General features: G+C 31.5%; 1 pseudogene. It reads right to left on the minus strand.

Annotated elements, in window-relative coordinates:
• Positions 1–211: 211 nt before the first annotated feature.
• Positions 212–775, minus strand: a pseudogene (locus RB298_RS03895) (histidine phosphatase family protein).
• Positions 776–967 lie beyond the last annotated feature (192 nt).

The following is a 967-nucleotide window of genomic DNA, read 5'->3' on the forward strand; positions in this document are numbered from 1 at the left end:
GTTCAGTATACAAATTCATTTACAGGATCTTTAATGTGAATATTTTTATGGATTATGAGCAAACTACCCGAGACGCTGTGAAGCTTCTATTTGGAAATTCTCACTACTTGTTGAGTTGACGACATGCATTGCAGAAAAGCCACTGATATACGCCAGTGGCTTTTCTCCCTTTTAATTATATATGATACATAGTTAGTTAACATAAAACACCTTATAGGAACTCATTGATTGATATCGTTGAAACCGCCTTTAAATTATTGTCTTCAAAAGATAACTTGTAGATATCAGGCATCTGTAAGTTCTTCCAAAAATCAAAGTCATATTTTGTATTAAAATAATTCATGATAAGCACCATAATATTTCCATGTGTTCCGACTACAATATTTTTTCCTTTATACTTCTCTAAATTCTTAAAAATACATGCTATTTCTCTTTGCTGAGCTAACCTATTGGACTCTCCTCCCTTTAAACAAAAGGAGGAATCTTCCCACACTTTCGTAATAGCTGTCTCAAAATTACCTATCGGGTAGGAACTAAGTTTTCTTTCCCTTAGTTCAAATTCTATTTGAATTTCTAAATTAAAGTGATTAGCCACCCCTTCAATTGTTTAAAAAGCTCGTTTACATGGACTTGAAATAGCAATATGTATATCCTCATCTTCAATTAGATTGGTAATATGTTTAGAATCTAATAACCCTTTTGTTGATAAAGGCCTTCTCATTTCATCTGGCGTGTAAATTGAATGAGCATGACGAACTAAATATAGATTTGTTATATATTTCTTCTCCCCTCAGCTTGTATATATTATACATGATTAGTTAACATAATCACTTTTTCCAGAAGGCATCCCAAGAACAACCCCTTATCACACAAGGGATTGTTCAATTTATGAATTTATAATTTATGCATTTTTCTATACTTACTTGTTATGTAAAAATGAAGGAAACATGTAATCCAAAAAAAACCT

Source organism: Priestia sp. BR_2, assembly GCF_041954005.1.
Taxonomy (GTDB): domain Bacteria; phylum Bacillota; class Bacilli; order Paenibacillales; family Paenibacillaceae; genus Paenibacillus_AQ; species Paenibacillus_AQ lautus_A.